Annotated in this window: 18 protein-coding genes; 8 read left to right on the top strand and 10 right to left on the bottom strand. The window is 41.6% G+C overall.

Annotation, left to right across the window (positions count from 1 at the left end; translation table 11 throughout):
- Positions 1–224: 224 nt before the first annotated feature.
- Entirely contained in the window at positions 225–1793 is a 1569-nt protein-coding gene (gene murJ, locus RDO37_RS02320) for a murein biosynthesis integral membrane protein MurJ (RefSeq protein WP_308497974.1), read from the bottom strand.
- A 754-nt stretch (positions 1794–2547) separates the two neighbouring features.
- Between murJ and RDO37_RS02315 the strand changes: the two genes are divergently transcribed.
- Positions 2548–2700, top strand: a complete 153-nt coding sequence (locus tag RDO37_RS02315) for a hypothetical protein (protein WP_308497973.1) — start codon at positions 2548–2550, stop codon at positions 2698–2700.
- A gap of 748 nt (positions 2701–3448) precedes the next feature.
- On the opposite strand, the gene RDO37_RS02310 is transcribed toward RDO37_RS02315, so the two are convergent.
- The 4 genes from RDO37_RS02310 to RDO37_RS02295 form a co-directional block, all read right to left on the bottom strand.
- Complete coding sequence (locus tag RDO37_RS02310) at positions 3449–4039, bottom strand: hypothetical protein (RefSeq protein WP_308497972.1); 591 nt, start codon at positions 4037–4039, stop codon at positions 3449–3451.
- 32 nt (positions 4040–4071) lie between these two features.
- A complete protein-coding gene (locus RDO37_RS02305; RefSeq protein WP_308497971.1) occupies positions 4072–4905 on the bottom strand; it encodes a hypothetical protein in 834 nt (277 codons plus the stop codon).
- A 44-nt stretch (positions 4906–4949) separates the two neighbouring features.
- Positions 4950–5681 (bottom strand): hypothetical protein, encoded by a 732-nt coding sequence (locus RDO37_RS02300; RefSeq protein WP_308497970.1) that lies wholly within the window; start codon positions 5679–5681, stop codon positions 4950–4952.
- 637 nt (positions 5682–6318) lie between these two features.
- On the bottom strand, positions 6319–7107 hold the full coding sequence (locus tag RDO37_RS02295) for a ZIP family metal transporter (RefSeq protein WP_273325557.1): 789 nt from the start codon (positions 7105–7107) through the stop codon (positions 6319–6321).
- A 712-nt stretch (positions 7108–7819) separates the two neighbouring features.
- On the opposite strand from RDO37_RS02295, the gene ahpC reads away from it, so the two are divergent.
- The 7 genes from ahpC (at position 7820) to RDO37_RS02260 (ending at position 19174) form a co-directional block, all read left to right on the top strand.
- Entirely contained in the window at positions 7820–8383 is a 564-nt protein-coding gene (gene ahpC / locus RDO37_RS02290) for an alkyl hydroperoxide reductase subunit C (RefSeq protein ID WP_303074201.1), read from the top strand.
- A gap of 932 nt (positions 8384–9315) precedes the next feature.
- A complete protein-coding gene (locus RDO37_RS02285) occupies positions 9316–10962 on the top strand; it encodes an FAD-dependent oxidoreductase (protein WP_308497969.1) in 1647 nt (548 codons plus the stop codon).
- Between the two features lie 1074 nt (positions 10963–12036).
- A complete protein-coding gene (locus tag RDO37_RS02280; protein ID WP_308497968.1) occupies positions 12037–13317 on the top strand; it encodes an alpha/beta hydrolase in 1281 nt (426 codons plus the stop codon).
- A 445-nt stretch (positions 13318–13762) separates the two neighbouring features.
- On the top strand, positions 13763–14914 hold the full coding sequence (proB, locus tag RDO37_RS02275; protein ID WP_308497967.1) for a glutamate 5-kinase: 1152 nt from the start codon (positions 13763–13765) through the stop codon (positions 14912–14914).
- Between the two features lie 227 nt (positions 14915–15141).
- Entirely contained in the window at positions 15142–16407 is a 1266-nt protein-coding gene (locus RDO37_RS02270; protein ID WP_281710360.1) for a glutamate-5-semialdehyde dehydrogenase, read from the top strand.
- Between the two features lie 848 nt (positions 16408–17255).
- Positions 17256–18164, top strand: a complete 909-nt coding sequence (locus RDO37_RS02265) for a universal stress protein (RefSeq protein WP_308497966.1) — start codon at positions 17256–17258, stop codon at positions 18162–18164.
- A 341-nt stretch (positions 18165–18505) separates the two neighbouring features.
- A complete protein-coding gene (locus tag RDO37_RS02260) occupies positions 18506–19174 on the top strand; it encodes a GNAT family N-acetyltransferase (RefSeq protein WP_281710358.1) in 669 nt (222 codons plus the stop codon).
- Positions 19175–19387: 213 nt separating this feature from the next.
- Here the strand turns inward: RDO37_RS02260 and ychF are convergent, their stop codons facing one another.
- From ychF to gluQRS, 5 genes are all read right to left on the bottom strand, one after another.
- Positions 19388–20482, bottom strand: coding sequence for a redox-regulated ATPase YchF (gene ychF, locus RDO37_RS02255; protein WP_027938989.1), 1095 nt, complete (start codon positions 20480–20482; stop codon positions 19388–19390).
- Positions 20483–20652: 170 nt separating this feature from the next.
- Complete coding sequence (gene pth / locus RDO37_RS02250; protein WP_027938990.1) at positions 20653–21255, bottom strand: aminoacyl-tRNA hydrolase; 603 nt, start codon at positions 21253–21255, stop codon at positions 20653–20655.
- A gap of 4 nt (positions 21256–21259) precedes the next feature.
- The gene (folK, locus tag RDO37_RS02245; protein ID WP_281710357.1) at positions 21260–21793 is read right to left on the bottom strand and encodes a 2-amino-4-hydroxy-6-hydroxymethyldihydropteridine diphosphokinase; all 534 of its coding nucleotides are present in this window, start codon (positions 21791–21793) and stop codon (positions 21260–21262) included.
- A 153-nt stretch (positions 21794–21946) separates the two neighbouring features.
- Positions 21947–23506: a polynucleotide adenylyltransferase PcnB gene (gene pcnB / locus RDO37_RS02240; protein ID WP_052338837.1), complete on the bottom strand. Its 1560-nt coding sequence runs from the start codon at positions 23504–23506 to the stop codon at positions 21947–21949.
- 746 nt (positions 23507–24252) lie between these two features.
- The gene (gluQRS, locus tag RDO37_RS02235) at positions 24253–25683 is read right to left on the bottom strand and encodes a tRNA glutamyl-Q(34) synthetase GluQRS (protein WP_308497965.1); all 1431 of its coding nucleotides are present in this window, start codon (positions 25681–25683) and stop codon (positions 24253–24255) included.
- Between the last annotated feature and the right edge of the window lie 109 nt (positions 25684–25792).

Genomic DNA, 25792 nt, shown 5'->3' with positions numbered 1-25792 from the left:
TAAGATACAGCGCCGCAGCAATGTATATGTAGAATGTACCTTTAGTTCTCTTTTGACTAACAAAGAGAGTGTATGCATATACAAGTCTTTTAGTGGGATATAAAAATAAAGCCCTGCAAGATACTTAATCTGCAGGGCCTATCTATTAGTGAGCTTAGAACACTTGAAGTAAGGCGCGATTAGCTCATATAAATTGTGAAGTGCTCTTGTTTAGAAGTAGTTGACTACATCTTGATATGGCGTGGACGAATACCAAAGATCAAACAGCAGCTAGCAAAGACCACCGCACCGCCTAAGATAAGGCCGCTTAAGTAGAGCACAGACATAAGAGTAGTCATTTGAGTCCACTCATTAAACTCAGGTGATACGTAGCGTACCGATACCGCCATGATTAAGCCTGCTGTAACTGCTTTTAAAATAAAGAATATGGTGGTCTTAGATACACGGTAAATGTTGCGCTTGTACAGCAGATATAAAAGCTGACCAGCATTAACAAAAGCAGCTAAGGCTGTTGAGAGAGCTAAACCAACGTAATCTAAAGGCCAGACTAATATGAGATTGAAGACAATGTTAGCTGCAATGGCTACTACAGAGCATCTCACTGGAGTCTTAGTGTCTTGAATAGCTGCAAAGCCCTGAACTAACACGCGCACTAACATGATGGCGCATAGTCCGGAGACGGATGCTAATAAAGACTGTGAGCTTAAAAATACGTGCTCTTCAGTAAAGGCACCACGCATGAAGATCACACGCAAGATAGGCTCACGAAGCGCAATGATACCCAAAGCTGATGGAATGCCTAACAGCAGCACGAGACGCACGCCCCAATCTAAAGTCTTTTCGTAAGTTTCATGCTGAGTTTTGATGTCAGCGCGAGACAGGGCAGGCAGAATCACAGTGGAAATAGCAACTGCAAAGATACCGATTGGAAACTCTAAAAGACGGTCAGAGTAGTACAGGTATGAAATTGATCCAGTAGCTAAGAACGATGCAAGTACTGTATTAACCAAAAGATTCAGCTGACTTGCAGATACGCCAAATAAAGCAGGGATCATCAAGGTACGAATACGTACTACACCAGGATGGTGCCAATCCCACTTAGGCACAACGAGCAAGCCTAACTTATAGACAAAAGGTAATTGGAATACAAGCTGTACCACGCCGCCTACAACCATACCGATGGCCAAGATCTCATTAGGATCTTCAAAGTTAGGAGCAACAAAATAGGCCGTAGCAATCATCACAATGTTAAGCAAGCATGGAGTGATTGCAGGAATAGCAAAGCTGCCATGTACATTCAGTACAGAGCTGCACAGTGCAGTTAAGGTAATAAAGAAGAGATATGGGAAGGTAATTTCAAGCAAATAACTGGCTTGAGTAAATTTAGCCGCATCTGGCTCATTGTTTAAGTAAGCCTCAAACCAGCCCCAACCAAAAATGGCAGTCACCACAGGAGAGGCGAGCATACCAATTAAGGATATACAAAAAACAATGAGGCCTAAGGTTCCGGCCGCTTTAGAGATTAAGTCCTTTAGTTCAGATGAGCTTTGTTCCTTACTAGTTTTTGTAAGTACAGGGACAAAAGACTGAGCAAAGGCTCCCTCTGCAAACAAACGGCGGAAGAAGTTAGGAATACGGTTAGCAAAGAAGAATACGTCCGCAGTAAGACCGGCACCCAAGAGTTGAGCAACGGCAATATCACGGACCATTCCAAGGATACGAGACAGGAAAGTGGCAGCAGCAGTAACCACTCCTGAGCGCAAAAGGCGCGATTTTTTCACTACAGCAGTCATAGGCAGTGATTGTACTCGCAATGAGTACTAAATCGCTATCTGCTTTATTAAATTGAGATTAATAATGCATATATTGCTGAAAAATTAAGATGTGGTCTTGAAGTGAATGCTCATAGTATATGACTGCCCCACTCTACCCCCAACCGCCAAAAAAAATTATGTAAAAAGCGTTGTTAAGTAAAATTAGCAAGCATCCACAGTGAAATATCTCATGTGTGCTGGTTTTGTCTAATATGAAATTTACTTAATGCATATCAAGATCATCTGCTATCGGTGTCGGAACACATTTTTTGAATATGAGCTAAATGCATATCTAGTACAGCGATCTCTAATTTTATTAATAAAGAAGAATCCCATGACCATACACGTGATGGAGCATTAATGGGCTCCTTTAGCACTTAGCTTAATTAAAAATCACTATACTAGTGGGTGTGTATCCAACATTAGTTACCAGTTAACTGGTAATCTTCTAACTTATCTTGCGTAGGAAAAAGAGTTCACATTAAGTAAATTCTTTCTTGTATAATGCTCTTAAATAAGAGATGGTTGCTTCATTTGGAACAATATTTTACTTAACAACGCTTTTTACTAAAAAAAATATCTCATATGGGATTCTCTCCAGTAGAAACTTTTAATATATCATTCATAGGCTTGAGTTCATATGGACTAATAACTTATGTGGTTTAGTCGAGTGTTATCATGAAAAATCTTAAATTATCATTAATTGCTTTGGTGCTTTGCTCAGGAGCTTGTTATGCGGATCATATCATGCCTGATGGAAGGGGCGGCTATTTCACGTCTGATGGGTATATTCAATCTGATGGAAACGGCGGCTATTTCACGCCTGATGGGTATATTCAACCTGATGGAAATGGCGGCTATTTCACACCATAGCTTGCATTTTTAATTAGATGTTGAGCAAATCTTTGATCTAAATTAATTTCGTCTGGTCTGATCAGTAATAAAAATACCAGATTAAAGTTTTATACTTAGTAATTTGTAAATGTATTTATTCAACTGGTTGAAAACAGTTGTATGCTTTTTGCTCATTTGGCGCTGTCTGGTATTTCTTTGGTAGCATAGATGATTTTGGCATTGGGTCTTAAAACATCATCTTAAACTCTTTGATTACTCTATTTTGCCCCATTTCGCACGTACTACTTTCATCATTTGAAGTCTTACAAGTCAGGCATAGCATCGCCACTACAATACAAATTGTATTCTAATGGAGAATGCTTTTCTTATATCTCCATCGATGACTCCCGCTGCCTATCTTTTCTGTATATTTAATACCATTCGATTGAATATGCATGGCCTTTTATAAAGTGCAATAATACTATTATTATTTCGCTTTCATTTACTTTGACCACCTTATTCTGGCATATGGTCTATAAATACAGCATATTACTCGGCATGTTTCTGTACAAGAAACATACATAGAGCTGTATCTTGATGGTAAAAAAAAACAGTGGCCACACATAATATAATACAGTTCCTCTTGAATTGGTATCAACTAGTGCGGTAGTGACGAACTGAAAGAAGTCGCATTTATCTCAATGAATCTTGTATCGAGGATACATGGCATTTATACACCATTGCAGATGATTTCTCTTGTATTCTAACTGCTATGTAGTTCCAAAATTTTTAAACATTTATTAAAAATCAGGGCGCTGTGGTTTATTTGCATGATTTTCATATGCGGCAATAATATTGTACTTGTTATTCATACTAAGAGAGGGTGCTATCCATATCTTTATAAGCGACATATCGTTTATACTTTCATCATTTTTTGATTTCTGATAGAAGGTAGCTGGGTTAGTGGCAATAATTGATGATTCGACGAATTGATCGATTATAGAGCCATTATACTTATGGATTGGCGTTAAAATAGAACCACTATTTAATTTATAATTATTATTTTCTACAAACAGAGTGTAAATTTTATTATATTCCTCGACTACTTGTTCTGCTGAATATTCGCCAAGGAAGATAATATTTACTTTCCATAGCTCGTTTTTTGTATTCACAAAAGGATATAGAGCTACAGTCCTACCCAAAAAATCACCTACTAACGAAAGACGGCCAAGATCCTCATCGGAATAAAAACCTTGCTGTTCAAGGGTTGAAACAAACTTATCTAACGAACCGCTTACTGGAGCACCCAAAAATATGGTAGTTTTAGTTTCAGCCTTTGCATTGGAAATTGCGCATACAAAAATCAACGTTGCAATAATTAAAAACCTCATATAAGCACCTCTCATTTATCATCTGATTAAAATTAGAAATCTTTATAGTTTGGAAAGTTTATGAAGTTTACATATCCAATTGAAAACACTATGCCACTAGAGTCTTGTTTTGATGCTACGTGAATTATTCTATGTGACATTAAGTATGCTTTATAGAAATTAACAAAACATTTTGTTAAAAAATTAATAGTGCTATCAGTATCTTGGTAAAGAGGCATTCGTTTTATAAGCCCTGTCTTTATGCGTTTTGTAATGAGCTCCTCCTCTTCAGCATTCATAATTTGAATATAGGTGAATGGTTTGGTTGTCATTTTATTTATTGCTTCTTTTGGATTATTGTCTGAATAAAAACTACATTTTGTTTTTGGATAATAGTCTGTTGAAAAATAAAATTCACCGCAGATTTGATTCATTAAATTTATTGCATCCAAATCAGACTCAACGCGAATATGTGCATTAACGAAGTAAACTTTATTATTTGGATTTGCTAATAGAGATATTGTAATAGGGTGGTTGAACATTGAGCCGAATAGATGCCTACCTTCAGACAATGGTTTAGGAATATCAACAAATCCAATATTCAGTAACTTTCTCGTAAATTCAATTGGAGTTCCATCAATAGGAATTCCTTTAAAATTAGTAACTAGTGGATCAACACCGTAAAGCGAAAAAAAAGTATTGAAAAGATTCATTCTTACGAGAAGTGCGTCAATAGATTCGTTAAAAGATTGATCTGTATTTCCAATTAAACTGATATCAGCACCATTAGAATAATTAGTACTATCAGATCCTGACTCCTTAGCAGATGGTGAAGCAAAACAATTAGTAGAAAGAGCTAATAAAATAAAGAAAATAAATCCTTTCATACACAGATCTCAAATTAGATTTTTAACTAAATTTATACATATAGTTACTGTATTGCATTATTTTTGTATATGAGGGCAGTTCGTAGATTTCCGTTGCTAGTTTCAAAACCTAAAGAAACGGTATATAGCTTTACATGACGATCTTCTAATACCAGAAAAGCATGTTCAATTATCTTCTCTTTAACTTGATTAGTTAACTCTGCATTTGTTTGTTTCCAATGTGCAACAAGAATACGAAGCAAATCATTAGATCCCTTTTCCCCCATTGATTGTCCGTATACCTTTTTAAATTTATTCAGCTCATTAGTGCTTAGTTTCAAGATGTTTATTTTCGAGTTAATAGTGGTGCATCCACCATCTATTTTGGTTGGTAAGGGGTAGATATTTGCCACAGAAGCTTCTTTTTTTAATGCATTGCAAAATTTATTATAATCATTTATTAGTTTTTTTGAGTTGTTAAAATTATCACTCATTACCAATATCGTTTGTATTTTATCGCTATTAAAAAATGTGCTTACAGCAATTGTTGAGGGAACTCCTAAATATTTCCCATGAAAAAAAGATATGTTTCCCGTATCTTGTGTGAGAATATATCCTTTCTTATGAAGATGTTGTATTAAAGAGGCTTTACTTGTAGCTTTTACTCCGTCAAAAGTTAGGCCGCCAATCTCTTGACCCAATAAAGTTAGTTTTTCACCACTAGCGGCGTTTAATGGTAAGAAAATCAATAAAACAACAGCGGATAGAACGAAGTATTTTTTCTTAAAATTAAACATAAAAAATTATTTTCTCAGTTATTTTGTCTGTACACGTCTTGCACATCATAATGTGGTGTGTATATAAAGTATACATCAACATTAATTATTACATAACGACAAAAAACGAATTCATCAAACTTTGTACTATTACTGAGAAATTAATCACAGAATACTTTAAACACTTATTAAGTGCATAACAGTCATGGAAACAGAAGTGTAAGCATTTGCCGATTTGTTAAAATTTAATTAAAAATTAAGCAAAAAGGGTTGTTAAGTAAAAATAACAAGCATCAGCAGTGAAATAATTCATATATGTTGGCTTTGTACAAGATGAAATTTACTTAATGTAAATCAGGATCGTCTGCTATAAGTGTCGGAACGCTTTTTTTGAAAATGAGCTCAATGCCATATCAAATTGGAGTGTCTCCAACATCAGTTATCAGTGAACTGCTAATCATAACCTTAACTTGATTTGGTAATCGAGTTGACATTAAGTAAATTCATTCTTTTATAAAGAGCTTATATAAGCCAATATTTTCTCCATGTGGTGTGGAATTATACTTAATAAAAATACAGCCATAATGCTTGAGGATACGAAATTGCTATTAGTTCCAGCTTATATCTAAAGCATCTTATCTGTTTAGCCATAATTCAATTAGCCAAGGGCGGTATCTAACACCATCATGACGACAAAGCCGGTAATTACGGCGATGGTTCCAAGATCTGAGTGCTCGCCTAGTTTGGCCTCAGGGATAAGCTCTTCTACCACTACATAAATCATGGCACCGGCTGCAAATGATAAAAGCCATGGCATGACAGGAATAAAGTAGGCGGCTAAGGAGACTACAATAATGGCTGCAATTGGCTCTACGATAGCCGACATCGATCCGAACACAAAAGCTTTGAATCTGCTCATGCCGCAGGCATTAAGTGGTAAGGATAGAGCAGTACCCTCCGGAAAGTTTTGCAAGCCCATACCAATAGTAAGTGCAATAGCTCCAGAGTAGGCCTCTGGCTCGCCTACAGCAGCTGCAGCAGCAAAGGCGATACCTACGGCCATACCTTCTGGAATGTTGTGCAGAGTTACAGCTAAAAAGAGTAGCTGATTACGACCAAGTCGTGTGTGTGGGCCTTCTGTTTCAGTTGAGCTTAGGTGCATGTGAGGCAAAATCTTATCCATAACACTTAAAAAGATGGCACCAAGTACAAAGCCTCCTGCAACAGGGAGTACAGGAGAAGCACCACTTTTTTCTACTTGCTCAATTGCAGGTGCAAGTAATGACCACATGGATGCTGAAATCATAATGCCGGCAGCAAAACCTAAGGAGAGCTTAGTAAAAAGCTCTGATGGCATTTTCTTAGTAAAGAACACCACGGCTGCACCCAAGGCAGTCATGCCGAAAGTAAAGAGGGTAGCCAGTGTTGTATGCACTAATGCATCCATGAATTACATCCTTAGTTTGATGAGCGGGCGTCGATATACGCTTTTAAGCAGCTAAGCTGTTGAGAAGCTGAATCTTAATTAGCTGTTAACCATAACTACATAGAGCGCCTTTAAAATCTTTTATGTAGCTCAATTTGGTTCCAAGCTCCTTATTAAAGAAAGTATCTTTAGTTGGGAGCTTTTATGAACTGCCTGAGGTAAAAACAGAAGTGTAAGTTTAAAGGTGCTTTAGTTAGCTACAGCTAACTTGCTATTTATAGTACACGATTTTCCCTTAGGTGCAAGAGGTGCGTTTCTCATTTGAGAAATGAGATTAACTTAGGCTAACAATGGCGTATGTACAAGCTTTGTAAGCTTAGTTTGATAGCTTATAAGTACGTTAAGAACTGATAACATCTAGTCTCTTTGAGCGTTTGTGATGTAATTTATCAAGTGATGTCTATTTGCATATTTCAGCTCTATAATGAGCTCATTCAAGTTTCAGACACAAAAAAGTCTCTAAGCACACAATAATGTGCTACATTGATTTAGATCCATTCGGATCTAATCAAACAGATTTCATGATTTAGTTTAGCCAAGGATCAAATCCAGTCTGGGAACAAGTCAGACAAGCTAAATAAATCATTAACCAGTTTGGTTTTTATCTTCATAAGCATGCTAGCTAATTTCTTATCAATTGATAAAGCTAGTTTGCTTCAATAGGAGTATCAAGATGTCATTCATCAACAAGGAAGTTGGCGACTTTTCAGTTCAGGCCTTCCAGAACAACGATTTCCACACCGTTACCAAGGCTGACTTATTAGGCAAGTGGTCTGTATTATTCTTCTACCCAGCTGACTTCACTTTCGTTTGCCCAACTGAGTTAGAAGACTTAGGCAACAAGTACGAAGAGTTCAAGAAGATCGGTTGCGAAGTTTACGGTGTATCTTGTGACTCTCACTTCGTTCACAAGGCATGGGCTGACACTTCCAAGACCATCAAGGCTCTGAACTACCCATTACTGGCTGACCCAACCCACGTTTTAGCCAAGATGTTTGATGTTTACATCGAGGAAGCTGGTTTATCTGAGCGCGGCACCTTCATCATCAACCCAGAAGGCAAGGTTGTTGGCTACGAAGTTCTCGCTGGCAACGTAGGCCGTAACGCTGACGAGTTATTCCGTCGCGTACAGGCTTTACAGTTCGTTGCTGAGCACGGCGACCAGGTTTGCCCAGCTAAGTGGCAGCCAGGTGCAGAGACCTTAAAGCCATCTGTTGACTTAATCGGCGCTCTGTAATTCACTCCTACGCACTCGCGTAGTAGCTGAATAAAGAATTAGCAAGTTTACTTGCTCCAAGGAAGCCTCCATTTTGGAGGCTTTCTTGCTTATGCTTGATGCACAAGCATATGTAAGCAAGTATGAAAAAGCATATGCAAGGCAATATGCAAAAGCATCTACACGTCCATGTGGACACTCCCGCCTAAAAGCGCTGTGCTATAACAACACCGCTCTAACAGCACCGCTCCTTACCAAAGTCTCCGCTCTTAGCAAAAACACATCTTATTTTGCAGCAATTGATTGCTTGTAGCATTGCTGCGTGCACATTCAAATTTTTAACAAAGTGTCTATTAGGTTTGAAGTAAACAACCTAGCACATTTGTTTCGTGGACTTATTCTTACAATAGCATGTTACTCTGTGAAAAGTTTATTAGATTACTTTTGAGTTTATGAAGATAAATGCCTTAAATAGGCTAATTATAAGTAATTGTTAGCATATGATAACTTGTATACAAGTGATACTAAATATTGCTCAAAAGCATAGATGATGTGCTATGATTTCTTTTGTATTACACAATTTAAATGTAAACAACAGTTGAGCTTTTCCTGTTGTTAAATTCTGCCCAAATTGATGGGCAATTTTATGAGATCGCTTTGATGACTTAAGCTCTGGCGATCTTAGCAGTTAACAGCAGCTGCACTAAAAGGCAGTCTTACAAGATAACAAACGTTTAAGATCTGTAGGCAAATTCCGTTTGTAAGTGAACGTCGACCTAAGGCGATGAGAAAATAACTTAGCTTAGGTTTATGACTGCTTTAACGATGCTGTACCGAATTATTAACCTTCTAAATGGAGCAGATGTTGCCCCTTGTTATGACTGAGTAATCGTCTTACCTTTTATGAAGATCATGATCTTTATAAGAAGTGCAAGTGGTGACGCAGTTTGTATATGAACGCAAACAACAATTTATTTGATGCCATTATCGTTGGCGGTGGTCCAGCTGGTTTAACTGCTGCCTTATATCTGGCTCGTGCCCGTTACCGTGTTTTAGTTTTAGAAAAAGAGCGCTTTGGCGGTCAGATTACTATCACACATGAGGTTGTAAACTACCCTGGTATTGCAAAGACCTCTGGTGAGGCTCTTACCGATACCATGCGCCGTCAGGCAATGGATTTTGGTGCTGAGGTTAAGCTTTCTGAGGTTGTGGATCTCAAGCTTGAGGGTGATATTAAGGAAGTTATCACCTCTCGTGAGACCTTACGTGCTTTCTCAGTATTAATTGCTACTGGTGCAAACCCTCGTCACATCGGTTTTGAGGGTGAAGAGAAGTTCCGTGGTCGCGGTGTCGCTTACTGTGCTACTTGCGATGGCGAGTTCTTCACTGGTAAGGAGCTGTTAGTTATCGGTGGTGGCTTTGCTGCTGCTGAAGAGGCTATGTTCCTGACCCGTTATGCAACTAAGGTAACTATCTTAGTTCGTAAAGATCAGTTCTCCTGTGCTCAGAGCGTTGCTGATGAGGTTATGCAGCATCCTAAGATCAGCGTGCTCTTTAACCACGAGCTGCAAAGCATCGCTGGCGATGAGATGGGCATTACCTCAGCTAAGCTGGTTAACAACAAGACTGGTGAGACCTATGAGTACAAGGCTAAGGACAATGACACCTTTGGTGTATTCGTCTTTGCTGGCTATGTACCAAACACTGCATTAGTCAAGGATAAGGTAGAGCTCAACGATCAAGGCTACATCATTACCACCCCAGATCAAGAGACCAATGTACCAGGTGTATTTGCAGGCGGTGACGTATGTATTAAGAACCTGCGTCAGGTTGTAACTGCAGTTTCTGATGGTGCTTTAGCTGCTTCTTCCATGGAGAAGATCGCCGCTGTAATGCACAAGAAGACTGGTTTAGTACCTGAGGTTCCAAATGCAGTTCGTAAGGCTCCTGAAGAGCCACGCGCATCTGTTGCTCCTGAGGTTAAGGCAGGTAACTTCATTTCACCAGAGTTTGTACCTCAGCTAAACGCTGTATTTGAGCGTATGGAGTCTGCTATCACCTTAAAGGTACACTCTGCAGGTGATGACAAGGGCAATGAGCTCGTAGGCGCTATGAATGAGCTTGCTAATCTTACTGATAAGCTCAAGGTAGAAGTTACCTCTGAGGGTGAGCACTTACCATTTGTTGAGTTCATCCGTGCTGACGGCAGCGCCACTGGTATGGCTTTCCACGGTGTTCCAGGCGGTCATGAGTTCAACTCATTCATCTTGGGCTTCTACAATGCATCTGGCCGTGGTCAGCCAATTGATGAGGCTGATTTAAATGCAGTTAAGGCTATCGATAAGCCATTAGACTTAAAGATCTTAATCTCCTTATCATGCACCATGTGTCCAGACTTAGTAGTAGCTTCACAGCGTATGGCTGCACTCTCTCCTAAGGTTAAGACTCACGTTTACGATGTAGGTCTGTTCCCAGATCTTCGTTCACAGTACAAGGTAATGTCAGTTCCTTGCATGGTTGTAAACAACGAGACTGTTGCCTTCGGTAAGAAGAGAATGCCTGAGTTACTCGAGTACTTAAAGAGCATTGATGCTATCTAAGAGCATCGCTTAGTGCTTTTCACTAAGTAACTTTAAATTTTCGATCGATTTGAGAAGCCTGCTGTCACTAGATTGCAGGCTTTTTCGTTCATGGAGCTACCAAACAATAAAGCAATCAATCCCGAAATAAAGATTGCCAGTACGTGAGAACAACACACGCTAGTGAGTGCAATGGTTAAAAAAACAGCCACAATAATTAAAGCAACCTCAACTAATGTGTAGCAAAACAGAGCAGCTGGTACAGCTTGAGTTAGCTTAGGCTAACAAAAATGTGAGCATGGGCAAAAACTTGTAATCGCATTTTAGAAATCAGCGTTGAAACGAGAAGTAACTTTTTTCACAAAATCGGCGAAAAACAGCAAAAAGTGCCTAAAAAGTGATAAAAATAGCCGCAAAATCGCACAAAACTGTGCATTATTCTCACAATATACTTTCTATCATTATTACTGTTGACAGTGGAAATTGACTTAGTTAGCATATGCTAATCAGGATGTTGAATGGCACAAGAACAGCAACTTGTGTTTATCCTGAACTTTTTCCATTGTATCTCCTAGGACTCCTATGACTGGCGGCTTTCACAGCAAAAGGCCTTCAGTGATAGGGGTCTTTTTTATTGTCTCAAGTAAAAGTTATAACCTCACAAGCTAAGGGCTTTGCCATCAGCGCAAAGCTTGCCCATCCTGCAAACTATCTAGCGATCCAGCCAGCCAGACAATCAATCAGCCGACTTTCCTGCCAATCAACTAGCCGATTTACTAGCAATCTATATCCGGTTGCTTAATGGAGTGCGGCTAGGTATGCAGCTATAAAGTGTTGAGATGGTGTGGACTAACCTTTGTTTTTAGCAAATCATGAAGATAGTATTGTCATGTTGCTTTAGAACGCGTGCTAGAATGTGAAGATACTGAAAAACTATCGTAATGCCATGTTAATCCATACGTGCAATAACTGCGTGATCTTGTGTTAAGGCATAGTCTGATGGCTATATCTTTTGGGTGGATTGATATTGCTTAGATAGTTTTGTAGATGCTTTAGCTAAAGACGCTACGCACACTTCAGAGTTGGGGGTTGGATATGAGCGACAGTACAAACAATGATGTCAACTTAAGTGAAATCTTGTTCAAGCCAAAACATGATTACATCGAGACCTCTTTAATTTCAAACTCTGGATGCCCACTGCCAGATATCGGTGACGGATTACATATGATGGGATCTCACTTTAGATCTCTGTGGTACCGTCCGATTAACCGTTATACTTGGACTTATTTAGGTGCTAACTGCCTCGATGTTGATTTGGCTCTGTCTAATATCGTCATGAGCAAGAATCCACGTACTCGTGCCGAGTGTTTTGACACTATTGAACAATATGGTCCAGGTAACTGGATTTATGACTTTAGCTCCATTGCGCAAAAGCGTGTAATGCAAGCTCGTCTGTGTGAAGAGAGTGGCAATCTTGAGCAGGCATCTCATGAGTATCGTATGGCATCTCGATACTTTGCCATTGCAGCTTATCCAAATTTAAAAGGAGACGTGCTAGCAGCTCAAGCATCGCTGCTTGGTCGTAAGGCTTATCGTAAGATCTTCAATGAGGTTAGCCGTACCGGTCATTATCAAGAAGAAGAGTTCACATTCAAGGGTGAGAAGATCTCAGGTTATCTGCATTGTGTAGATACTAAAAAGCTTCAGCCTTGTGTTGTGGTGGTTGCTACTTACGAGTCAACCTCAACTGATTACTATCGTCTCTTCAAAGATTACCTGCGCAAGATGGGCATTGCCTTATTCATTATCGATATGCCAGGTATGGGCTCAGCTCAAAAACTCGTGCTTGATGAGCAGAGTTCTGATCTAGTTGAAGCTGCCATTGAACATCTGCAAAAGCTTAAGTTTATCGACACCACCGCAATTGGTTTGTATGGCTATCGTTTTAGCGCTAATGCTGCAGCTAGACTTACTCTGCTTCGACCAGATTTAGTTAAGGCCCTTGCCTTAGTTAGCCCAGCAATTCACAGTGCCTACTTAAATCAGAAGGTACTTAATAGCATGTCCTTAGCTACTCGATCCTCTCTTGCTAATCGTCTTAATGCTGATGCTAGCAATTGGGCTGTGATCGTGCCTCAGCTGCAGACTCTATCATTAAAGGTTCAAGGTTTAATTGGCTACCATGCCTCTAACAAGACCCCAACCTTATCCATCTACACTCCAGTTGATCTTAAGTACAATGACGATCGTGATATGGTATCTAAGGCTTTTAGTAACAACCACGATATTGTCTTTAAGCAGATGCGTGTAAGTGAGTTTGTGCCACGTATCTTCACTGAGATCTCAGAGTTCTTTAGAAAGAATCTGCTCTCATAGCAGCTAAAGCACATATGCGATAAGTATTGAGCACATGCAAATAATAGATGTGCAAACACCATAAAAAAGGGGGGCCTAGGCCTCCTTTTTTTATTGGGCATGGGGTCGTTTTACGAGAGCAATTAACAGATTTAGGCACATGTTTGTGCCGTAAGGATCAAGGCATCCATGCCAAGGCATTGTAGATGGATAGAAGCCATGAGGTGGGATTTTGCTGAGCGTATATTTAGCTACCCATTACCATATTGTTGCATCCTTGCTGCACAAGGGTGAAAATCGAGTACTGATCAGCAAAGTAGGGCGCTTTTAGCTATACTGATGCTTCATTCTGACCAACTCCCATGGGCAAGCCGATGGGGTTACAGCGTATCAAGGTTAAGAGTTTTCAGGTGCAGCCATGCATGCGCCTGTAGCGAGTAAGTTTTTTTAGTTCGGGTGACAAAACATGTCAAATCACAAAGATAAGCATAAGAGCGCCAAAGAGTCAGTAGAAAATTCTAAGAGCATTGTAATTAAGCTCGGCACTAGTACTTTGACTCATGGTGGCAAGAAGCTTGATCGTGCTCATATGCTGGAAATTGTGCGTGTAGTAGCTAAGATGCGTGAGGCAGGACATAAGGTAACTTTAGTCTCCTCTGGCGCTATGGCTGCTGGTCGTGAATTAGTTGAAAATGCTTACTCTTTACCGCCCGTTTTAAGCTCCAAGCAATTACTTGCATCTGTTGGTCAAGGTCGCCTGATTGAGGTATGGGCCTCTTTATTTGCTATTTACAATATCCATATTGGTCAGCTGTTATTGACCCGAGCCGACTTAGAAAACCGTGAGCGCTTTTTAAATGCTCGCGATACTCTTTTTGCCTTGCTTGATAATGGTATTGTTCCAGTCATTAATGAAAATGATGCTTTATCAACAGCTGAGATCAAGGTAGGCGATAACGATACGCTAGCTGCGATCACAGCTTGTGCTATTGAAGCTGATCAGCTCATTTTACTTACCGATCAAAAGGGTCTTTTTGATGCAGACCCACGTTCTAATCCTGATGCCAAGCTTATCTCAGAGGTTAAGCACATTGACGATAAGATCTTCTCTCTAGCTGGCGGTTCAGGTACTTCCTTAGGTACTGGTGGTATGTACACCAAGGTCAGAGCTGCAAGCATTGCAACTAAGGGTGGTGTAGAACTAGTCATTGCCTCTGGTAGCGATCCTTTAGTGATGCTTGATCTTATTGAAGAGCGTGGCGAGGGTACTTTCTTTAGAACCGACGCAAGTCCAATGGAGCTAAGAAAGGTATGGCTATCCTCAACTACCAAGCCATCTGAAGCTATTGTGATTGATGATGGAGCTGTTAGCGCTCTTAAAGAACGTGGCTCTTCGTTATTACCATCTGGCATCGTAGCGATCAAAGGCGAGTTCTTACGTGGTGCAGTTGTCTCCATCACTACTAATACAGGAGAGATCATCGGTAAGGGCATCGTGCGCTATAGCTCGGGTGAGTGCGAGCAAATTTGTGGCTGTAAGTCAGATGAGATTGAAGAGCGATTAGGATTTTCTAATGGCGTGGTAATTCACCGTAACGATTTAGTGGTGAATGATTAGTTACAAGGTTATGCTTTACTCTTTGTCATTTTGCTTAAAGATCAGGCCATCAAGGCGATATATACAGCACAATTAGGCACAAAAGGACAAACTTAATACCACAATCAAGAACATAACTGATACACTAGAGCAATTAACAGTTTACTGCTCATGGTGTTGCTATGGCTTATGGTAGTTATGAAAGAATATTTGTGCGACATTAGATCGTAATCGTAGAGGGTTTGTGTATGAATTTTTCTGTAGATATGCATAAGCTTGGCTATAACGCAGCTACTGCTGCGCAGTCACTGGCTATTGCAGGCACTAATGAAAAGAACGAGGCCCTAGCCGGTATTGCAGCAGTCCTAACTAAGATGAAGTCTTTCATCATGGACGTTAATGCCAAGGAAGTATCTGATGCAAAGGGTCGTGGTTTGCCAGCCCCAATGATCGATCGCATGACTTTAACTGAGGCCCGTTTCGATGAAATGATTCAGGGCATTCATAATGTAATCGAGCTGCCTGATCCTGTTGGTCGTATTCTTGATGGCCATATTGAGCCATCTGGCTTAAATATCATTCGTAGAGCTGTACCTTTAGGTGTTGTCGGTGTGATTTATGAGTCACGTCCGAATGTAACTGTAGATATTGCGGCTTTATGTATTAAGTCAGGTAACGCCTGTATCTTACGTGGCGGATCAGAGTGCTTCCAAACTAACCTCACTATGTATGAGCTTATTCAAGAAGCATTAACTAATAGCGCTATTCCAGCCTCAAGCGTAAATCTGGTTACCTCAACTGAACGAGAGCTAGTTAATCAGATGCTCACCTTGAGTGATTTTATTGATGTAATCATTCCTCGTGGTGGTGAGGCTTTACATCGTATGTGTGTTAAGCACGCTACTGTACCAGTCATCACTGGTGGCTTTGGTGTATCCCACATCTATGTAGATAACACTGCAGATATTGAGCGTTCAGTAGATATCATTATCAATGCTAAGACTCAAAAGCCTTCTGCATGCAATGCCTTAGATACCTTGATTATTCACTGTGAAAAGGCTTCAGTTTTACTGCAAAACTTAGCACCAGAGCTTGAAAAGCATGGTGTTTACGTACACGCTCATGGCGTCGCTGATGAGTTATTACGTGATTATCCTTTCAAGGCAAAATGCTCCGAGGCTGACTTTGATACTGAGTTTTTAGGCTTGCATATGAATGTGGTGATCGTTGAGAGCGTATCCGATGCCATTTTGCACATTCGCAAGCACAAGGCGATTCACTCAGATGCCATACTCACTGAGACAATCAAGAACGCTAAGATCTTTGAGCGTTCTGTACCCTCAGCCTGTGTCTACATCAACTGTTCTACTCGCTTCTCTGATGGCGGTCAGTTCGGTATGGGTGCAGAGGTTGCGATCTCAACTCAGAAGCTGCATGCCCGTGGTCCAATGGCTCTAGAGGCTTTAACCACTTATCAGTATGTTTGCCACGGTGACTACTTAGTGCGTAAATAAGTAACACTAAGCTCATAAGTTAACCAAAGAATTCAATGCGCCCCATGACTACCTCCGAGTGTGGTATTCACGGGGCGTTTTGTTTTCAAAAAGCATCAAAAAGATCACGGCTTAGGATCGTAACTTAAGGATCACAAAAATGAGGGTCATGACCACGCATGATCTGCTAGCTAGAGCAGATATAACTTATGGATTGCCTAGATCATGGGAGAGCTAGCGTTAGCACTAAGATCATGACTGAGCTTGCGTTAGTACTGAGATCACGGCTTAGCAAGCGTTAGCTATAGTGTGGCTAAGCTAGCGTTAGCACTGAAATCACGGGTGAGATAGCGTTAGTACTGAGATCATGTGAGATCTTGCGTTAGTACTGAGATTCGACTGGGCTAGCGTTGACGCTGAGATCATGACTGAGTTGGCACTAAGAGCACGGGGGCATGTGGTTCGGTATGGCATTTAGGCAAGGCTTGGTCACGCGGTTGTGCTATGCGTTGCAAGGCAAGGTAGTATGCGTTTGCTTATCTTGAGTAGATAGGCGGGCGCTTCAATCATCTTTTAGTGAGGAAAGATGAGCAAATGTGGTGTGAAGTGCAGTGTCTTATATTTAATTGGTATGAGTATGGGCGGGATTTAGCTGCTTTCTTTGTGTGCAATTAACGTACAGCATTGTGCAAATTTAGCCAAATACATTAACAAACTGTGATGAGTGAATCCTTGTTGGCAAAAAGACCCTATGAATTGAGATGTAGGGCGGAAAAATGGATAGTTCGCTTAGGCTAATCTGACTTGCTTTGTCATAATGAAGTTGTAAGCAATAGCTTTCTCTGTTTATGAGAAGTAAGGAGGAGTTTATGTCCTATAAGGTTGTGGTGCTGATTAAGCCAAAAGATGAGCAGCCAGCCCTTGATCGTGCAGCAGAATTTGCGCGTTTTATGCCAGATCTGGAGGTAGTTGCTGTACGCGTTGTTAATGAGTTTACCGAGGATAAGAAGCAAGCCCTCGAGCAAACTTACACTCGCGAGCTTAACAATCTCAAAGATCGCTATCCAAGCATCGAACACTTTACCCCAAAGGTACTGTTTGCTGAGGACGTAGCTGAAGGCTTCTGCGATTTTGCTGGTTGTGCATCTCATCAGTTCGATCTGGTAATCATTTCAGCCAACAAGCGCAATACTTTAAAAGATCTGTTCTTCTCCCCTATCGACTCTCAGATCATGCGCAAGGTTCCAGTGCCTCTCTTAGTAGTTAAGGATGCACAGGCTCCACAGCGTCTTAGCAGAGCTATTGTTCTTGCAATCGATTTTGAAGAAGACAATCACGACAAGTTTGTTGATGAGGTTTTATTCGAGTCAGCTAAGATCTTTGCTGATAACTTCAATGGCGAGGTTCACGTCTTAAATTGCGTACCACCACGTCATACTAGCCTCATGGGTGGCAACTTAAGCCAGTCTGTTATCTTAGGTAACAAGAAGCCTTTATCTCGTACCGATGTTCATGCTCAGGCTCTGTGCGCTTTTGCTGAGCGTCATGGCATCCCACAGGAGAACTGCCATATTGCAGAAGGCCGTGTAGATGAGATGATCCCTAAGGTATGTGAAGGCCTTGAGGCTCGCATGGTATGTATGGGCACCTCCAATAATGATGGCATCTTAAGTGCTATCGACCAGGGCGCATCTGAGCTCGTATTAGAGCAAGTTAAGGGTGACCTCTTTATCGTTAATCGTCTGGTTAAGCTCGAGAATCTTCGTCCAAAGAGCTAACGCATAATAGCTAAATTAAGTTTTAGCTTGCTCTGTTAAATATAAAGGCCTCACTTTAAGTGGGGCTTTTTTGTTGGAGCAATTGACAGCTCATAGCAAATTATGCTGCGCCTAAGCTTACTAAGTTTCATTGCTGCGTTTCGTTGCTGTGTTTCATTGCTAAGTTTCGCATCACTTTTGTGATGTAAAATAGTCCGTTAGTGGATTAAAATAGTATCCAAATTTAAAGGAGTTGAGACGCCGCTAGAGCCATGGGGGCTGTTTTATCATTGTTCTGTAGTGTGTTAAGCCATGGTGGCTTGGATGTTTTGTGCTACAGATAGTGCGCGTCGAAAAAAGTTATGTCTAAGGCAAGAATTAGAGCATTCGATTGGGACAAGGACATCAAAGAGGCAATTAGAATCATTTACGATGTGTGGTTTTTTGATATTGAAAACCCACTTGTAGGCCATATGTGCAGCAACTACTTCTTAATGCATTATTTAAGACAGAGCACTTTTCTCATGGCAGCAGTAGATGACAACGATAAGCTGATTGGTTTCCTTGGTTTAACCGATAAATGCTCCAAGAGAGAATTTGCCAAGTGTAAGTGGCTAGACTTTAAAGCTGCTGTGTTTGAGAAGATTTCTTTAGTTGGTATGTATGTACTGCCAGGCTCAAAGACACCACGTTTATTTGATGGTTTGTTCTTCTCGAATTACGACAAATTAAGAAAGATGGTGCCAAACAAGGATGCACCTGAGTTCTTAGTCTTGATTGCCGATCCTAATGCACGCGGTATGGGCGTGGGTAAAACCTTAATGCTTGAAGGTGAGCAATACTTAAAGCAAGCGGGCTTTAAGAGTTACTACCTTATCACTGACTCAAGCTGCGATTATGGCTTTTACGATAAGTTTGGTATGGATCGCGTCGTAGATGTTTCAATGAGCTTTAATATCAATCACGTTGAAGACTACGATCACTACCTCAACTGCTTCTTACGTGGCATGGTCTACGTAAAGGGCCTATAGGCCTAGATAGCTTGATAGCCTTTGCTTAGCTAGGGCCTAAGGCTAGATAGCTTGATAGACTTTGCTTGGCTAGGGCTTATAGGCTAGATAGCTTGATAGCCTTTGCTTAGCTATGGCCTTGTAAATAAAAAATCCCCAGTTCATGTTGATGAGCCGGGGATTTTTTGCATATATGAACTTAGATGTTGCTAAGTCCAAGCTTACTTAAGTAGCTTATACGTTGAAGAGGAATTCGAAGAGATCGCCGTCTTGAACGATATAGTCCTTGCCCTCAGAGCGCAGCTTACCAGCTTCCTTAGCGCCAGCCTCACCGTTGTACTTGATGAAGTCTTCATAGGCAATGGTCTGAGCACGAATGAAGCCGCGCTCGAAGTCGGAGTGAATCTTACCAGCTGCCTGTGGAGCGGTAGCACCTACCTTAACAGTCCAAGCACGAACTTCCTTTACACCAGCAGTAAAGAAAGTCTGCAGACCTAAGAGCTGATAGCCGGCACGAATCACACGGTTTAAGCCTGGCTCTTCAAGACCCATGCTCTCCATGAACTCCTTACGATCCTCGTCTTCCATTACAGCTAAGTCAGCTTCAATAGCTGCAGACACAGGAACAACAATGGACTTCTCTTTAGCAGCGTACTCACGCAGTCTCTCGAGGTACTCATTGTTCTCAAAGCCGTCTTCAGATACGTTAGCAATGTACATCATTGGCTTTAAGGTTAAGAAGTTAAAGCCCTTCATAGCGGCTAAATCTTCTTTGGTGAACTCAACAGCACGCAGCATTAAGCCTTGCTCTAAAGCTGGCTTAACCTTCTCTAAAGCAACAACTTGAGCTAAAGCTTCCTTGTCTCCACCAGTGCGAGCACGCTTCTCTAAGCGCTGCAGAGCCTTGTCAGCAACTTCTAAGTCAGCAATAGCCAGCTCAGTGTTGATAACTTCAACGTCATCAACTGGATCTACCTTACCGTTGACGTGAATAACATTAGGATCGTCAAAGCAACGTACTACGTGAGCGATAGCATCAGTCTCACGGATGTTGGATAAGAACTTATTACCTAAGCCTTCACCCTGTGCAGCACCCTTAACAAGACCTGCAATATCCACAAATTCCATTGCTGTTGGAATAGTCTTTTGTGGCTTGACGATCTCGGCGATCTTATCTAAACGTGGATCCGGCACTGGAACGATACCGGTGTTTGGATCGATGGTGCAGAAAGGGAAGTTTTCAGCAGCAATACCGGCCTTGGTAAGTGCATTGAATAAAGTTGACTTACCTACATTAGGTAAACCGACGATACCACAGTTAAAACCCATGTTTTAAACCTCTGTCAGATGGTGGCTATAAGCCAAGCAGGCGGTCTTTGCCTTAATTGGTTAAGACATATGAAAAAGTCGAGCGCTTAAATTAAGTGCTTTGTAAAGACTAAACTCAACTTTAACTTGTCTATGTCTCAGGCATATCAATACAAAGTCTATTGTCTAAATTAGTCGACGTTAAACTTTTGTGGCTTGAAACCATTAATGATGGTAGTAGCCTTGGTAATGCCTTGAGAGAAAATCTTGTCGATATTGACGCAGGCGTAATCTAAAGCCTCGTCAATGAGAGCCTTGTCAGCTGGTGCAGGGCGACCTAATACCCAAGAGTAGGTGTCAGGGCCTTTACCGATGCCAATACGCAGACGGTAGTAGTCTTTGGAGTTCTTAAGATGAGCGCTAATGGACTTAAGGCCATTGTGACCTGCTAAACCACCGCCGAACTTAAGCTTCATTTGACCTGGCAGCAAATCAAGTTCGTCGTGTAAAACCAGGATCTCTTGAGGCTCGATTTTAAAGAAGTTAGCGAGCGCACCAACGGATCTACCAGACTCATTCATAAAGGTGGTAGGGAAAATAAGATGTACTTCCTTACCTTCAATAAAGCCTTTGCCATACAGTCCTGAGTATTTGCTCTGAGGCTGCAAACCAATGTTGTAGCGGCGAGCAATCATTTCAAGGAGGTCAACACCCATATTATGGCGGGTGTGATCGTACTTGGCACCTACGTTGCCGAGACCTACGATAAGTCTAATGTTTGCGTTATCAGCCATGGTGTTAAATACACTCTGATGTAGGAACCACTAAAGGTCCAAGTTTTGAAATCCCGTCTAGATCGCTTGGATCTAATAACTTGAGCGCTGCGCTTACAGTATTGCCTGTATCAGGGAAGATAAGGTCAGGTGCAATTTCATTAAGCGGTACTAAGACAAAGGCTCGCTCTTGTGCGCGTGGATGTGGCAGCAGAATATGCTCATCATCAGATAAGATCTCATCGCAAACAATGACATCTAAATCTAGAGTTCTAGGTCCATTTTTAAACAGACGGACTCTACCAAACTCAAGCTCTAGTGCAGCTAGTTTATCGTACAAATGAGCAGGGGATAGGGTGGTGCGGGCGATGAGAACAGCATTAGTAAAGTCATCTTGATCTGCATAGCCCACAGGCTTAGTGCGATACATAGATGATGCTTTGATAACGCTTACTTCATCAAGTGCATTAATAGCATTGACTGCCTTTTGTAAGGTGTCAGCACTCTCACCCATATTAGAGCCGAGCGCTATCACCGCGCATGAAATTTCACTTGTCATATTTACATGCGCAAGGCCAAAGCTCTATTTAGGAACTTTGGCCTTGCCTAGCGTATAAAACGCCTTATCTATCAATTTTTAATGCACAGCAATAAAACTTTGATTCAAGCTTTGCTGCTGTGCTCTTAAAGCGCTTAAGAGCAATTTGCAGCTCTAAGGCTCGAGATTCATAGCCTTGCGCCAATTGCGAGCCTTGCTCATGCGATTGCGCTTATCAGCTGCGGTCTCGTCAAAGTTTACGTTAGAACCACGCTCGTCATGGTCACGAGATGCGCGTACTTCATCACGGTCTCTATCGCGACGGTTACGACGGCCACGACGCTCATCACGAGCGGCACGGTTCTCATCGTAGTTACGGCGACGACGCTCTGCATCAGCCTTGCACTGATCGTAGTAAGGCTGCCAGAACTCAACGCGGGATACTAAGTTCTTATCAAAGTGTGAACGTAACTTGAACAGGTCGAATGCTGCTCTAAAGCCCTGATAAGAGATAGTCTCGTTAACGTACTTCTCTGGCTCCTTAGACTCAAGTAAGAACTGCAGACGCCACAGCAGTGCGATAGAGCGAATAATTTGCTCTGGCATTGCGGTTAAGCGGTACTGCTCGATTACTACTTGAGCGGCTAAGAATGAGATTAAGGACTTGTAGTTGATGTTGTTAGCGCTGAACATTAAATCGTCGCGCATCTCATAGAAGTCCCAAATAAACTCATTCCACAGCACGATGGCGTATAAGAAGTGAGGCTTATTGCACTTACCCTCATGGAAGCGCTGATCGGTGCTAGCAAAGGCGTGATTTAAGAAGTCACGGCAGGTGCTAGATTTGAGCAGCATATCAGAGAGGGTGAACAGGTGGCTAAACAGACCTAATGCAGTTAACACCTTGAAGCTAGCCTGAGCATGACCAGTTAAGAACATCTTGTTGACTTCGTCGTACATACGAGCAGGAGCAACAGACTGCAGCAGGTCAGCACAAGGAGCAATCTTGTCTAAGGTGCGCTTGGAAATCTTAAAGCCGAGCTTAGCACTAAAGCGAGCAGCACGCAGAATACGTACTGGATCTTCACGATAGCGAGTCTCAGGATCGCCGATGATGTCGATAACGCCGTGGGTCAGATCATAAAGACCGCCGTGCATATCGATAAGCTCACCAGTTTGGATATCTAAGTAGATAGCATTAATGGTGAAGTCACGACGACGAGCATCGTCTTCAAGACGCTTACCGTAACTATTGTCACGAACGAGCATACCCTGTGAGGTTACCTGAACCTCAAAACGCTTGCCCTCACGTGGGATAGCGGACTCAACCTGAAGCTGAGATGGATTGCCACCACGGAAAGTAGTTACTTCAATGATGTCATTGTTAGAGTAAACAATGTGTACGATCTTGAAGCGACGACCGATGATGCGGGCATTAGAGAACAGACGACGAACCTGTTCTGGGGTTGCATTAGTTGAAACGTCAAAGTCTTTAGGAGTCTTGCCTAAAAGTAAGTCACGTACACCGCCGCCAACTAAATAAGCCTTAAAGCCAGCTTGCTTTAAGCGCTTGATGACTTTGATAGCGTACTTAGAGATCTTTTCAGTAGGAAGCTGATGCTGATCTGCACTTAAGACAAGCTTCGCTTGGCCTGTCTTGGCTACTAAAGCTTTGTTCTTCTTTAAAAGGTCCTCAAGACCCGGAAGTAAGGTAGAAATTTTAATGTACCTCAAGTCTCACAGAAGTACGGTTCTCCTAATATTTTACTCCGATCCTTTCAGCACCATAAACAGCTCATGCAAGGCTTAATTAAGCGCCAACGCATTTACCTTGAGGTCAAAAAGATCCGAGTAAAATATCAGAAGAACCTGAAAATTCATTCCAAAAATCACCTGTGGCCGCAACTGCTATTGCCGTCAACCGATTGTGAGCGTCGCGTTGAGAGCAGTTGTTGATGCAGTGCGTACACATCCAATTATTGCCATTATCAAAAGCTTAGACATCGTGTGCATCAAGATGCTGCTTGGCCTTAGCTACTTATAGCATCTAATGCCATTGTTTGATGTTGTTTTATAAAGAAAGCTTCAAAAGCCATCTTGTCTTAAAACAGGCGCAATTGATATGAATAATGGATTGCTGATTTGACGAAGCAGAGCTAAATCTCTTCTTAGATTTGCATGTTGCAAATACTTTAAGAGCAAGGTACCAGGTCATGACCTATGGCATTAAATGCCATAAGCTTGGAATGATTGCCTGGGCAATTAGACACATGAGCTGCGCATAATACATGCTCAAACCTAAGAAAAACTTATCTTAAGATAACAACACTCATTGCTTATGAGTTGTATGTTAGACAAAAGTAAAGCTTGTAAAAGCACTTGTTTTGTAGCTTAGAGCTTAGATGTGAGCGTGCTTGCAGCTAACAATAAGCTGCAGCGCAAGGCACTTTATTTGTGTCTATGCCTGAAATCAGGCCGCATTATATCACAATGCTTTGCTTAGGCATGGAACTAGCACTAAAGGTTTTACTTATACAGTAAATAAGCTCTTGCATTGCGCTGCGATAGTCTTGTGCTGCATAGAAAATCTTAGTCAACTCACGCTCAGTAACATGTACGGCTAAGGCGCGACCTAAAGCACTTGGCTGAGCAATAGCACTAAGCTCATTACGTCCATGGCATCCTATGGCACAAGGTGAGTTATATCTTGGACCGTCGCAATGACCTGGAGCGGCACAAGTTACTCTGCTAGAGGCATCATCTTCTGCTAGAGAGTGTAATTGCTCATAGAGGCGGTGAGAGTCAATTTTCTTGTTAAAGCATTGATAGCTTAGGCTCATGATGCCGTTAGTGATAGCAGCAGGGGAGAGTTCCATATTACCAGCTAGCAATTTCTCGCCTTCTGCTTCAGCATAGCGAGTAGTAAGCTGATTGGTAAATAAATGGGTAAATGAGGCTAACTCTTCGGCTAAATCATTAGCCTTAACTGAAATCTTTTGATTGAGCAGTCTGCAGGTATGTAATAAAGCCTCATGTGGCAACATAGATGCTAGTACAGGTGCTGCCTTGTTTTGCTTAGAGAGCTTGTTGCCATTGTGGTCCACAATCAGAGGTACGTGTAAAAACTCTGGAGCCTCATAGCCGAGCACTTTGTAAAGACATAACTGTACGAAGGTGGCATCGAGCATATCCGCACCACGCACTACCTCGCTAATGCCTTCATCATGATCATCCACGACACAAGCTAAGTTATAGGCAATGATGTCATCGGCACGCTTTAAGACTAAGGAGCTTGCAAGGTGATCTTTGTAATCTGACTGCAGGAGCTGACCTAAGTTAGCATCGTTAAAAGATGCAAACTCAGGAAGAAGCTTGTCTAGATTGATGCGAATGGATAGCTGCTTTGCTTTGTCAGAGTTGCAATTTGAGCCGCTGCACTGACTAGTACCATCAGAGCACTCCTCATGGTTGCACTCACATGCTTGTGCATGGCTCTTGTTGTGGATACGAGGATCAACAGAGCGGGTATCGCAGCTTTGTAAATTGCAAGTGTCTGGCTTTAAGTTAAGACCTTCACAAGGGCATGGTCTCTCTTTAATCTGTGCACGGGTGCACTGGCAGTAGTAGGCAACTCCTGATCTTAATAGAGAGTTAATCACCTCGTCATAGCGTGGCAAATTGCGGCTTTGAATTACGGTACTCTCGTCGCTTTGTATGCCTAAAAGCTCGAGCTCCTCTAAAATTACAGGAGTGTTAGAGATTGGGCAGCGTGGAAAATCAAGATCCTCAATACGCAGAACAAAAGAACCGTGCTGCTCTAAGGAGCGAAGGTAGGAGGCGTATCCGGCGATAAGAGAACCTTGATGCAAGCGACCGCTTGGGGATGGGGCAAAACGTCCGCGATATTCCATAGCCACCTCACTTTCTATCTTCACAGCACACAAGAAAACAAACGAGCAAAACCGCTAGATCAGATCTCCAAAGCTAAGCATGTTTGTATACATTCAGATGAAATAGTGC

This window comes from uncultured Anaerobiospirillum sp., assembly GCF_902485895.1.
GTDB classification, from domain to species: Bacteria; Pseudomonadota; Gammaproteobacteria; order Enterobacterales; family Succinivibrionaceae; genus Anaerobiospirillum; species Anaerobiospirillum succiniciproducens.
The sequence above is the reverse complement of the archived record's forward strand: the minus strand, read 5'-3'. Positions and strand labels throughout refer to the sequence as shown.